The organism is Calditrichota bacterium (assembly GCA_014359355.1).
GTDB lineage: Bacteria > Zhuqueibacterota > Zhuqueibacteria > JANLFK01 > Oleimicrobiaceae > Oleimicrobium.
The window spans coordinates 1-12,016 of the sequence record JACIZP010000003.1 but is presented as its reverse complement, the minus strand read 5'-3'; the positions used below and the strand labels follow the sequence as shown (position 1 = coordinate 12,016).

General features: G+C 62.1%; 9 protein-coding genes. All 9 read left to right on the top strand.

Features of this window, described 5'->3' with window-relative positions:
- The first annotated feature begins 135 nt into the window (after window positions 1-135).
- Complete coding sequence (wecB, locus tag H5U38_00070) at window positions 136-1,242, top strand: UDP-N-acetylglucosamine 2-epimerase (non-hydrolyzing) (GenBank protein MBC7185406.1); 1,107 nt, start codon at window positions 136-138, stop codon at window positions 1,240-1,242.
- Complete coding sequence (locus H5U38_00065) at window positions 1,220-2,977, top strand: hypothetical protein (GenBank protein MBC7185405.1); 1,758 nt, start codon at window positions 1,220-1,222, stop codon at window positions 2,975-2,977. The genes wecB and H5U38_00065 overlap by 23 nt, the downstream gene beginning before the upstream one ends.
- Window positions 2,974-4,269 carry an oligosaccharide flippase family protein gene (locus H5U38_00060; GenBank protein ID MBC7185404.1) on the top strand — a complete coding sequence of 432 codons (1,296 nt, stop codon included), beginning with the start codon at window positions 2,974-2,976 and terminating at the stop codon, window positions 4,267-4,269. Before H5U38_00065 ends, H5U38_00060 begins: the two co-directional genes overlap by 4 nt.
- A complete protein-coding gene (locus tag H5U38_00055) occupies window positions 4,269-5,357 on the top strand; it encodes a glycosyltransferase family 4 protein (protein MBC7185403.1) in 1,089 nt (362 codons plus the stop codon). The genes H5U38_00060 and H5U38_00055 overlap by 1 nt, the downstream gene beginning before the upstream one ends.
- Window positions 5,354-6,502 (top strand): O-antigen ligase family protein, encoded by a 1,149-nt coding sequence (locus tag H5U38_00050; protein ID MBC7185402.1) that lies wholly within the window; start codon window positions 5,354-5,356, stop codon window positions 6,500-6,502. The genes H5U38_00055 and H5U38_00050 overlap by 4 nt, the downstream gene beginning before the upstream one ends.
- Window positions 6,495-7,484 carry a glycosyltransferase family 2 protein gene (locus tag H5U38_00045; protein ID MBC7185401.1) on the top strand — a complete coding sequence of 330 codons (990 nt, stop codon included), beginning with the start codon at window positions 6,495-6,497 and terminating at the stop codon, window positions 7,482-7,484. The genes H5U38_00050 and H5U38_00045 overlap by 8 nt, the downstream gene beginning before the upstream one ends.
- Window positions 7,481-8,638, top strand: a complete 1,158-nt coding sequence (locus H5U38_00040; GenBank protein MBC7185400.1) for a glycosyltransferase family 4 protein — start codon at window positions 7,481-7,483, stop codon at window positions 8,636-8,638. Before H5U38_00045 ends, H5U38_00040 begins: the two co-directional genes overlap by 4 nt.
- Complete coding sequence (locus H5U38_00035) at window positions 8,635-10,029, top strand: glycosyltransferase family 4 protein (protein MBC7185399.1); 1,395 nt, start codon at window positions 8,635-8,637, stop codon at window positions 10,027-10,029. The genes H5U38_00040 and H5U38_00035 overlap by 4 nt, the downstream gene beginning before the upstream one ends.
- 129 nt (window positions 10,030-10,158) lie before the next feature.
- A complete protein-coding gene (locus H5U38_00030; GenBank protein ID MBC7185398.1) occupies window positions 10,159-11,139 on the top strand; it encodes an undecaprenyl/decaprenyl-phosphate alpha-N-acetylglucosaminyl 1-phosphate transferase in 981 nt (326 codons plus the stop codon).
- Window positions 11,140-12,016 lie beyond the last annotated feature (877 nt).

Genomic DNA, 12,016 nt, shown 5'->3' with positions numbered 1-12,016 from the left:
CCGGGAGCGGTTCCGTGATATGGGCAAAGAGCTCGCCGCCGACTGGCAGTTGGCCAGGGAGAGGATCGTCGGGCTCGTTCAGCTCGTGCGCCAGAGACGAGGACGCAAGCGTCGCCTTGCCAGACGCGCCCGCAAATGAAAGGACGCCCATCAGTGAAAGTCATCTCGATCGTCGGCGCGCGCCCCCAGTTCATCAAGGCCGCGCTTCTTTGTAAGCTGCTGCGGCAGAAACACCAGGAGGTGCTGGTACACACGGGCCAGCACTATGACGAGAACATGTCCGAGGTGTTTTTCCGCGAAATGGAAATCCCAGAGCCGGAGTACAACCTGGGGGTAGGCTCTGGGCCGCACGGGGAACAGACTGCAGAGATGCTTGTGCGCATCGAGCGGGTGCTGATGGCCGAGAAGCCCGACGTGGTGCTGGTCTATGGGGACACCAATTCTACCCTGGCCGGCGCGCTCGCCGCAGCAAAGTTATGCATCCCGGTGGCGCACGTCGAGGCAGGACTGCGCAGTTACAATCGCACGATGCCCGAGGAAATCAATCGCGTCTTGGCCGACAGAGCCTCTGAGCTCCTTTTCTGCCCGACTCAGGCCGCGGTGGAGAACTTGCGGCGCGAGGGAATTACTGCCGGCGTCCACCTGGTCGGAGACGTCATGTACGACGCGGCCCTCCTCTTTGGGCAAATGGCCGAGCAACGTTCCACCGTGCTGGACCAGCTGCACTTGCGCCCGCGTGGCTACCTCTTGGCCACGGTCCACCGCGCCCACAGTACCGACGATGCCGACCACCTGCGGAGCATCCTCACGGCATTTGCCAGCGTAGCCGAGCGCATCGTCTTCCCCATCCATCCCAGGACGCGCCGGTTTGTCAAAGAACATGGCCTGGAGCAGCTCCTCCAAGGGGCCGCCAACGTGCTGAGCACAGAGCCCGTCAGCTACCTGGACATGCTGCAACTGGAGCGAAACGCGCGGGCAATCCTCACCGATTCTGGCGGGGTGCAGAAGGAAGCGTACTTCTTCGGCGTGCCATGCATTACCATGCGGTCAGAAACTGAATGGGTCGAGACCGTAGCGGACGGTTGGAATTGTCTGGTGGGGACCGACACCCAGGCCATTGTCGATGCTATCCGGTCATTTAGCCCCCAGGGACCGCGCAACAACCACTACGGCGACGGCACCGCCTGTCAACGCATCGTCGCCGTGTTGGAGCAGTTCCATGCGCAGCGGTGCAGGACCTGATCCGCGTCAGCGGGCTGTCTTTAAAGGGGAAAGGAGGCGAAGGGTTGTCCTCTCGCTCGCGGCCCTTTCTGCGACCATCTGCGTCTGCTTGGCCTGGCCGGCAAAGGCGCAGACGGTTTACGTGCCCCTCCAGCACTGGGTGTACGACTACCTGGAACGCATGGAGACCAAGGGCCTGCTGCCTGGCTTCTTGGGCAATTCGCGGCCGCTCACCAGGATGGAGGTGGCGCACGCCCTGGCCGCCTTGGGCAAACAGGGGAGCACCGACCGCTTGACGAGAGTTGAGGCGGAAGCCTTGGCCTTTCTGCAGTGCGAGTTCGCCGAGGAACTGTGCCGGCTGGGTTCTGAGGTCACTGCCGCTCCAACGCGCCTGCACAGGCTCGTGCACAGCCGCTGGCTTGACCCTCTTCTCCCCGATGTTCTCTACGCAAATGGGAGGAACTTTCTGACCATTAGCAGTCCGCCGTTTCAGATCTTTTGGGACCCAGTCTTGGTGCGGCGACGCCAGTTTGCCAGGGCGGACTCCCTCGCTCGTCAGGAGCGTGTGTTCGAAGACACTAACGGCTTCACGTTGTGGGGGACGGTGGGCAGATGCCTCGGTTTCTCGGTGGATGTGCGCGACTCCCGGCAGTGGGGCACAAGGACGTATCCTGCGGCCGGCACCAATTACACGCTGGAAGGACTGGGCTTCGTGCGGAGCGCTGGCACCTCCGCTGATCACGACGAGACACGCGCTTCCCTGGTCTTCACCTGGTCGTTTCTCACCGTGCAGTACGGCAAGGACAGCAATCGCTGGGGACCAGGACGGCGTGGGCAACTTGGCCTCTCTGACCATCCGACTTCGTACGACCTACTGAAGATCCAGGTGGCCGGCACGCACCTCAAGCTAACCAGCATGATCGCCTGGCTGCAGCACTACTCACCGACATTCTTTCACGGGGGACATCAGGAGAAGGCACTGGCGGCCCATCGCTTGGAGTTTTCCTTAGGCAAGAGGGTGGATATTGCCGTGTACGAGACGGTAGTCTTTGCCGGCAGGCGTCTGGAGCCGGCCTACCTCATTCCCGTGATGTTTTTTCGTTCAGCAGAGCACTACTTGGGCGACCGCGACAACGCCACCATGGGGGCGGATCTGGAGGTCAAGGTAATTCCCAAGACAAGGCTCTACGGCGAATTGTTCATCGACGACGTGAGCACCAGCAAGCTTGGCACCGGGTTTTATGGCAACAAGACGGCGTTCTTAGTCGGGGCGCAGCTCGTGGATCCGTGCGGCCTCGCGGATGTGGATCTGCGCATTGAATATGCGCGCGTCCGCCCGTTTACCTATTCCCACGCCCGGGACGTGACCAGCTATGTGCACTATGCCACCTGTCTTGGCCATTGGATCGGTCCTAATGCCGATGACCTCTACGTGGAGGCAAGCTACCGCCCCACTTTCTGGTGGGAGCTGCGCCTCTGGGGCGAAGTACGCCGCCATGGGGAGAATCCAGCTGGCCAGAACGTGGGCGGCGATCTGCGCGTCCCGCACGAATACCCGCGCGACCCGGAATACGTGCCCTTTCTGGCCGGCGTGCGGGAGCGAACCACTGCCACCGGCGTAGCCGCCAGCTATCAGGTCGTGCGCAACGCCTTTGTCTCGGTGGCCTACCGCCACTTCTGGGCTAGCACCGAACGGCCAGATCGCGGTCCAGGCGAGCGGGGCGAGTGGGATATAATCCTGAGCCTGAACCTGTGAAGGCCCACGCGCAGAGGCACGGTACCACGGAGCGGGGATGGCTGCCTGCGGTTCACTCCCTGTACGGCGACATCCTCCTCTCCACGGGTGGGCGCGTAGGCGCAGCGGCCCTGACCTTTGCAAAGACGGTGCTTCTGGTCCGGCTGCTCCACCCTGCAGTGTACGGCGGGGTTGCCGTGCTCCTCTCTTGGGGCTACATCGCCTCCGCACTCGGTGAGCTGGGGTGTGGGGCAGCGTTCCTCGTGTTAGAGAGTGGCGCCCAAAGAGAGCAACAGCACGCGCGCTTCTGGAGCTTTCTGCGCGGCAGAGTTGTCGTGAGCCTGGTGCTGGGGTGCGCCTGGTTTGCGGCCACCATGGTCGGTCTGATGCCCCGCTCCGGGGTGGGCGGCGTCGCGCTTCTCTTTGGCCTGGGGCAGAACATCTGCCATGCGCCGGAGTTTCTTTTCCAGACAAAGAGGCGATTCGGCTCCTACTCGCGCTTTCTGATAGCAGTGGCGCTCCTGCAGCTCCTGTGGACAGCTGGCGCGCTTGGGCTCTACCAGCGGTGGCAGCTCAGCCAGCAATCGTTGTGGGTTCTACTCGCCTTGGCACCGTGGTTTGCCGCGCTGGTCACTCTGGTGCCGCTTGCGTTTCTGGACCGCTCTTTGCTTCATCCGCAGCCGAGTGCCGACTGGGCTTACCTAAAGAGGATGATCGCCTTTGGCAAGTGGGTTGCCCTGGGTGGACTGCTCATGTACGTTTACCAACGCTGGGCGGTGATTGCCCTGGCCCGGGGCGGAAGCGCGGAGGCAGCCGGAGCATACGACGTCGCAGTCACCTGCGCGCAGGTGGTGAATTTGGTGACGTTGTCCGCAGTGAGTGCGCTTTCGCCGCGCTTCGCCTCCAGCCACGACCCGACGGTGGTACGGCGTGGCCTGCTGCGCCTTTTTACGCGCGGCGGCCCTGTGGTGGTAGGCGTGCTGGCGGTCTACTACTTGGTACGCGGCCCAGTCATCAGTATGGTCTTCGGCCCGTCTTACAACGCCAGCACCGTGGCCCTGGATGCTCTGATGCCAAGTTTCTTGCTGACACTCTTGACCGAACCGATGGTCGCCTACACCACCTTTGGCCTGAAGGCACCTCATGTCGTCTTCTGGGCAGCCTTATTCCGCACCGCGGCCTTGATGCTGGGAGCCGGTGCGGCAGTGCAATATCATGGCGTTGCCGGGTTGGCCATCCTGCAGTCGGCTTTGCGCATCGGTGAGCACCTGTTCATCACCTTTTTCGCCCTCTCCGGACGGAGGTCATCCTGATGAGAGTCACCTTCGTGCTGCCCTTCACCAGTTTTACTGGCGGGGTGAAAATCGTGTTCGAACATGCCAACTGGCTCGTCGATCACGGCCACCAAGTGACGGTCGTTTATCCGCTGCTGCCGTACCGCTTTGGCGAGGGAGTGGCCAACTGGCGTGCCACTTGGGAACAGCTCCGCGGCCTGGCGGCGAACCTGGCCAAACGCAATCGCGTCAGCTGGTTTCCCTTGCGGGCCACACTGCGCGGGGTGCCGGCGGTCAAAGATAGGTTCTTGCCGGACGCCGACGCCGTGATTGCCACCGCCTGGCCGACCGCGTATTCAGTAGCAAAACTTGCTGCCGGCAAGGGAGAGAAGTTCTACCTTGTTATGGGGTATGAGATCTGGCGCGGACCGAGATCGGTGGTTGATGCCTCCTATCGCCTCCCACTGAAGCTGATCGTGATCTCCACCTGGCTGGAGCGTCTCATGCGCGAGCAATTCAGCGCAACAGTTGTGGGAAAGGTTATTCACGGCGTCGATCCCGCGGTCTTTTACAACGACAACAAGCGCTTCAACGAGCCCAGGCGGGTGCTTTTGCCCTACAGCCGGCTGCCCTGGAAGGGCACTGCCGATGGCCTGGCGGCGGTAGCACTCGCCCGCCGCACCCATCCGGAGCTGCAGCTGGTCATGTACGGCCTCGAACGCGGCCCAGATGTGCCAAAGGAGGCCGAATTCCACCTTCGCCCCATGGGCGAACGCCTGCGCCAGCTCTACTGCTCCTGCGATATCTTCCTGTTCACCAGCCGCACTGAGGGCTTTGGCCTGCCCCCATTGGAAGCCATGGCCTGCAAGTGTGCGGTCGTGGCGACGCGCGTGGGCGGTATCCCGGACTATACCGTGGAAGGGGAGACGGTGCTCACCGCGCCGCCCGGAGATGTGGAAGGGCTAGCCGCTCACCTAGTCCGCCTTCTCGACGACCAGCAGCTTCTGGAAAAGCTCTCCTTGGCTTCGTGCAACTACGTCGCGCAGTTCACCCAGGACCAGTCCTCGGCGCGGCTGGCGCGCACCTTGCAGTCCAATCTCCCTGCGGCACGGAGGGACCGCCGATGATTCTGCGCCTGGCCGGCACGTATGTCCATCTGCTGGAGATCCCTCTGCTCCTCTTTCTTGCCGGGGCAGCTACGCTACGGCTTGTGAGAAATGGGCTGCGGCTCCAGGTCACAAACCTCGCGGCGCCTCTCTTGCTCTTTTCGGCTCTTGTGCTCTATCTATGTGCCATAGCCCTTTCCAGCTGGAATGCGCTGGACGTGCGTCTGGTCCTCAAATCGGGCCTCAAGTGGACCGAGGTAGTGGTGCTCATTTCCCTCGTTTTCCTGTACGTGCAGAGCCAAGAGGACTTTGCCCTCATCTATTGGGCCCTCGCCGTCTCCGGAATCTTGGCCATCGTCCGAGTCGCGGCATCGGTCATTGCGGGCCAGATCCCCCTTTTCGGCTATCGCGTCTTCCCCGGGCCTGAGGCGCTTTTCGCGCTGGCGCTGGTTCTCCCGTTTGTCCGCCGAGACAGAGGCTGGAGTATGGTGGCTACCGGGCTGTGCCTGCTCTCTGCCGTGCTCTCCATGTCGCGCATCGTGTGGGTTGCCCTCCCGCTGCTTCTCTTTCTTGCCCATCGCTACCGCTTAGTGGCGCCACGACACTTTTCCTACTTGATAGCGGGGACAATAGGCATCCTGCTTTTCCTGTTGGTGGCGGAAAGAAACATCCTCCTCTATCGTTGGTCCGAACTCTTCGCGCCGAGGCACGTCTCTAACGTCGAGCGCATGCTCCTTCTCAAGACCGCGGTGGCTTTGTTCGTGCGCCACCCGCTGGTGGGCATCGGCTCTTTGAATTTCCCGAGGGCCCTGGTCCAGCAGGGGCACCTCCTTGCACTTGCCGCTCCGGATCCAGACGTGCTGGAGCCACACAATGCCTTTCTGCAGGTGCTAGCGGAGGAGGGTGTGCTCGGCTTCGCTTTCTTCTCGTTCTCCTTGGTTGCCGTCATTGTGCTTCTGCGCTTCTGCTCACGTGCGAGCGGGGTCAGTCGTCCCTATCGAGTGGGGCTGGGCGTGTTCTGGCTCACGATGGGTGTGTACCTCCTCTTTGGCTTCATTTCGGCGCAGTTCCGTTTCTTCTTGGGGCTTGGGTACGGGCTTGCAGCTGCCACCGTGAAGGTCTTGCCTGAAGTGCCAGACACGCGCGGGGAGGTCGAAGGTGCCTGAACCGGCAGGTGCATCGGTCATCATCGTGAGTTGGAACACGAAGGAACTTGCCCTTCGTTGCATCGAGTCCGTTTTCGCCAAGAATCGGCAGGTAGGACTCGAGGTGATCGTGGTGGACAACGGCTCGGCAGATGGCACCACCGCTGCGCTGCGCCAGCTGTACCCTCAGGTGCTGCTGGTCGCCAACCGCGAGAACTTGGGCTTTGCCCGTGCGGTGAACCAGGGTCTTGCTGCCGCCAAGGGTGAGCTCTTCGTGGTAATGAACGCGGATACCGCCCTGCTTTCCGAAGAGCCGATTTTGCGTATCCAGCGCTTCTTGTGCGCGCAGCCACGCGTGGGCATTGTGGGCGCGACTTTGGTCGCTCCCGACGGCAAGGTTCTCTCACGCGGGCGACGTTTTCAGAACGTGGCGAACCTCGCCAAGATACACCTCATGTTCGCCTCGGCGCCGGTGTTTGGTGGACACAAGGAGATGTCTGACGATGTGCCCCTCTGGGTGGACTATGTAGATGGTGCCTTTCTCGCCGTGCGGAGGAAGGTGGTCGCACAGGTAGGCCCAATGGACGAGGCTCACTTCCTGTACGGGGAAGACATGGAGTGGTGCCTCCGCGCGCGCAAGGCAGGATGGCAGGCGGCGGTGCTCCCCGATGTGGTCGTGCGGCACCATCAGGGCAGCAGTGCCACGCAGCACTTGGCGCGCGCCCTGTGTCACAACGCCGTGAACGTCAGCCATTTCGTTGGCCAGACGTATGGCTGGCAGCAGGCCCGCGTCGCCTGGCGCATCTTGCTCCTCGGCATGCTCTTGCGCATCCCTGTGGCACTAGTACGGCGGTCTGGTTTAGCTACTCATTACTGGCGGGCTTTGCGCAGCTGCCTGCTGCTTTCGCGCGACCTCGGAGATCTGCTCAAGGACCGCTGGCCGCAGGCCCTGTTGGCTGCAGAGAAGGAGTTGCGCCTCGCTCGTCGCGGGGGTGAGCAATGAGACGGGTGGGCATTAACGCCATCGTGCTCAACCAGTGGAGCGGAGGCCTGGGCGTCTACCTCCGGCACCTCATCGACTACCTTCTGACCGAGAAAGTGCCGTTCCAGCCCGTGGTCTTCACAGCGTCGGACTTTGTGCCACCCCCACTCTGGCAGCAAACCGGGGCCATCGTCCGGACATCGGTCAAATCGTTCCGGCCCATCATGCGCATTGGCAAAGAGGCGCTGTTCTGGAAGAGGGTACTTGCCCGCCACAACATCGACCTGCTTCATTCGCCCATTTCGTATGTGCCGCTTGGCGTGACCGTACCCACGGCAGTGACCATCCACGACCTCCGCTGGTTTCACCTGCCAAGGGCCTGCGGGCCAGTGCGCCACTGGTACCTGCGGGTCATGATCCGGCGCAGCGCCAGGCGCGCCTGCCACATCTTCACCGTCTCCGAGTTCAGCAAGCAGGACATAGTTCGGGTGTTAGGAGTGCCCGAAGCGCACGTGTCGGCCATCCACGAAGGGTTTGACCCTACGCCGTTCAGTCGCCCTTTGCCCGCTGCCAGGTGGAGGGCTGTGCGGCAACGCTACGGGCTGCCCGAGCCCTACATCCTCTCGGTGGGTCATTTGGAGCCGCACAAGAACTTTGTCCGGCTTATAGAGGCTTTCCGCCTTCTCGTCGACCAGAAAGGCCGGGAGTGCAACCTGGTGCTCGTCGGGAAGAAAAGCTGGGGTGCGGCCGAGGTCTGTCGCACGGTGGAAGAGCTCGGCCTCCGCAGTCGCGTGGTCATCGCTGGCTTTGTGGCGGAGGAAGACCTGGCGGCAGTCTACCAGCACGCGCAGCTCTTCGTGGCGCCGTCTCTGTTCGAGGGGTTTGGTTTCACGCCGTTGGAGAGCATGGCGGCAGGCGTCCCGGTTGCGGCAGCACGCGCCACTTCTTTGCCGGAGATTGTGGGCGATGCAGCCCTCTTGTTTGATCCGTACAACGTAGCGGAGATGACGGAGGCCATGGCACGGCTGCTCGACGATGAAGAGTTGCGACGCACCCTGGTGGCGCGCGGGCACCAAAATCTTCGCCGGTTCGACTGGCGCACCTGTTGCGCGCGCACTGCCGAGGAGCTAGCCCGCCTGGTGCACAGCCGGCCGAAGGAGCATTCGTGCAGATGAGACAGAGAATGCGCATCTGCCATCTGCAGCTCTTGCCCCTCATGACTGGCGTGCAACGCGCCATGCTCGAGGTGCTAAGGCGTTTAGATCCCCAGCGCTTTGACATCTGGGTTCTGTGCAAGTCCGCCGGGGAGTTGACCGAAGAGCTGGCCAAGTTGGGTGCCCGCACTCTTCTCGTGCCGAGCCTGGTGCGGCAGATTCAGCCGCTCAACGATCTGCGCGCCCTGGTCACAATGATGCGCCTGTTCAAGCGGCATCGCTTCCGCATCGTCCACACGCATTCCTCCAAAACGGGCGCTCTCGGGAGGTTGGCCGCGCGCCTGGCAGGGGTGGACGTCGTCTTCCACACCGTGCACGGCCTCCCATTCCATGAGTTCTCCGGTAGGCGCGAGCGCATCTGGTATGGCCTTGTCGAGAGGCTCGCCGGCTTGTGCACCGACAAAGTCATCTTCGTCAATCACGAGGAGAGGGAGCTTGCCGTCAGCTTACGACTGATTCCCACCTCCCGCGCAGTGACCGTGTACAACGGCGTCGACCATGCGCTGGTGGCGAGTGCCAATACCGCTGAGGCCCGGGCATCCTTCCGGCGCGCGTGGGGCATCCCGGAGGATGCCTTCGTGGTTGCGTATGTCGGCCGCCTCTGGGAGCAAAAAGATCCTGTGACCCTGGCGGCGATCATTGAGCGCTGCACAGAGCTGCCCGTGCACTTTCTTGTCGTGGGCGATGGGCCCTTCTACGGCTCGCTGGCGAGGCGCTTTGCCGACCACCGCCAGGTGACCATGACTGGCTGGCTGCGTGAACCCATGACTATGTATCCGGCCATCGATGTGCTCGTGCTTCCCTCCCTATGGGAGGGCCTGTCCATGACGCTCATCGAGGCCATGGCCTTTGGCAAGCCGTTGGTTGCCAGCAACATCAAAGGCAACCGCGAGTGCGTACGCGACGGGTTCAATGGTTTCTTGTGCGCGCCGCGGGCTCCGGAGGAGTTTGTCCGGGCAATGGAGAGGCTTTCCCACGACCGGGGCCTGTACCGCACCATGAGCCGCAATTGTATGGCCTTGAGCAAAGAGCTCTTCGACATCGAGGTGAATGCCCGTGCCATTATCCGGCTCTACGATGAGGTATGGGAAGGTATTTCCGGAGGGCGCTGCACTGGGCGCGTCCAGAATGCGCCTCACCCTAGCGCCATAAGACTCGGGAAGCACCCCGCCACTGAGAGTCGCTCCCGGAAGGAGCAGGGCCGGGAATGGAAGCCTCAAGCGTCCAGGGCCCCCGCTAACGATTCACCGCGGCGCCTGGGTGACCTCAAGGTTGCGCATTCATGGGGCCTGCAAGAGCCGATGGGGCCTCACCGCATCAGTCGAGGGGGCCGCGGCAATGTGGCAAGGTAGTTGCAGAAAGGCTCTGCTGCGTGCGTGCGTGCCGAGGCCGGGAGTGTTTTGTATCAACCTGAACCATCTACTGAGCGGATATCGTCCGCTGCCGAACCCATGGAGTAGGATGAACAAGGAACTGCCTTTATGACGCCTTGGATAGGCTTGGCCGGCTGTTCGCTGCTCATGGCGCTGACTGCTACACCGCTTTGTCGGAGGCTGGCGGTCCACTTCGGCATCCTGGCCCGCCACAACCACAGGACCGTACACTCCGGTAAGGTCCCCAAGTTGGGCGGCGCGGCGCTCTTTGTGGCAGTGGTCATCCCCGCCCTCGCCCTCACCTTGGCACCAGGGCTCTGGACAAGAGAGCTCACCGGCCTGCTGCTGGCAAGCACGGTGCTCTTCCTGGTAGGAGCGATTGACGACGTGCGCGGTCTGGGCTGCAACCTGAAGCTCCTCCTGCAGTCCTCAGGCGCTTTGCTGCTGGTGGCATTCGGCTTCAAGATCGAAACCTTGGTGTTGCCAGGCATAGGCAGCTTTTCCCTCGGCTGGGCCAGTCTCCCGTTCACCCTGCTGTGGATTGTGGGCGTCACCAATGCCATCAACCTCATCGATGGCCTGGACGGCTTGGCAGTGGGCGTGGCGCTCTGCGCCATCGCCCTGGCCGGTGGCCTGGCCTTTGCCCATGGCGAAGCGACCGTGGTGATTGTGGCCGCGCTGCTGATTGCATCGCTGCTGGGCTTCTTGCCCTACAACCTGCATCCAGCGTCCATTTTCATGGGCGACTCGGGCAGCCTGTTCTTGGGGCTGCTCGTTGCCTGGATCACGGTGGCCGGTGCCCGCACCGAGCCCGGAAAGGTGATGCTGCTGGTGCCTCTGGTTTCGCTGGCGCTGCCGGTGACGGACACCTTATGGGCCATCATCAGGCGGGCGCGGCGAGGGATTCACCCCTTTGTTGCTGACCGCGAGCACATCCATCACCGTCTGCTCAACGCAGGCCTGTCCCATGGTACTGCATCACTCCTCATGTCGGCGGGCAGCTTGCTGCTGGCGCTGGCCGCATTGCTCCTGGCAGGGACCTGGGAGGCGTCCCTGCCTCCTCTCCTTTCCTCATGCCTGTCTCCCTGAAACGGACACGCCTGGTGCGCGCGGCAGGTGGCCAAACCGATCGCGCCCCTGGCCGTCCCAAGCGAGCGACCTTGGAAACGGCCTTGCCGCATGTTCTACAGCTGGCAGACCGCGGTACCTGCCGTGAGAGCAAGCGACATTGGCTTCGACCATGAAGGGCTTTCCGCATGTTCGCACAGGGCACTGGGGGCTAACAGAGTCTTCGGCCCCTGCGACCCGCGGCTATGAAGAGGAATCAGGGAAGTGGCCCGTGACAGTAAGAGAAAAATATCGCTGTCCCCCTTTTGCACATTTCGGACGCAGGCACCGGGGCTCTGTCTGGCCCTTCGGGAAAATTCGAACTTTGTTCTTGACTCTTGCGCAGTTGTTTTTCATATTGCAGCGTCGTTGCGGCATCTACCACGTAGATAGCGTACTCTATTGACAATCCCTCCACTGAGGGCGCTAAGGCTCTTCGACCTCTCTGTGGCCTGCTTCGCAGCTTACGCTACGCCATGAGAAAGGAGAAGGCGTAGCCGGACCTCCTCAAGCGATTCATCATTTTCCCAGGAAGAGACACTTCACTGAAGCGCGTGGCGTCCCATTGCGCAACGATCCCCCCGATTGCCGGCAGGAAGATAGCAGGCATTTTCAATCATGTTCCTTCGTTGGCTCATCAAAGCACTACCTCCTTGGGTCGGGCAGTACCGTTGTCCGTTTGTTCCCAAGCACGCCCACCGCGTGATGAAGATACCGCCCTCCGTGGCTGCGTCACCCACCTGGCCGTACGGCGCCCATGCATCCCCACTTGATGGAACGACAATTTTCCCGCAGCTCTTGCACGGACTATTACGAAGCGGAGCAGGTCTGGGTTATCTTTCAGTCATGCACTGGTGCA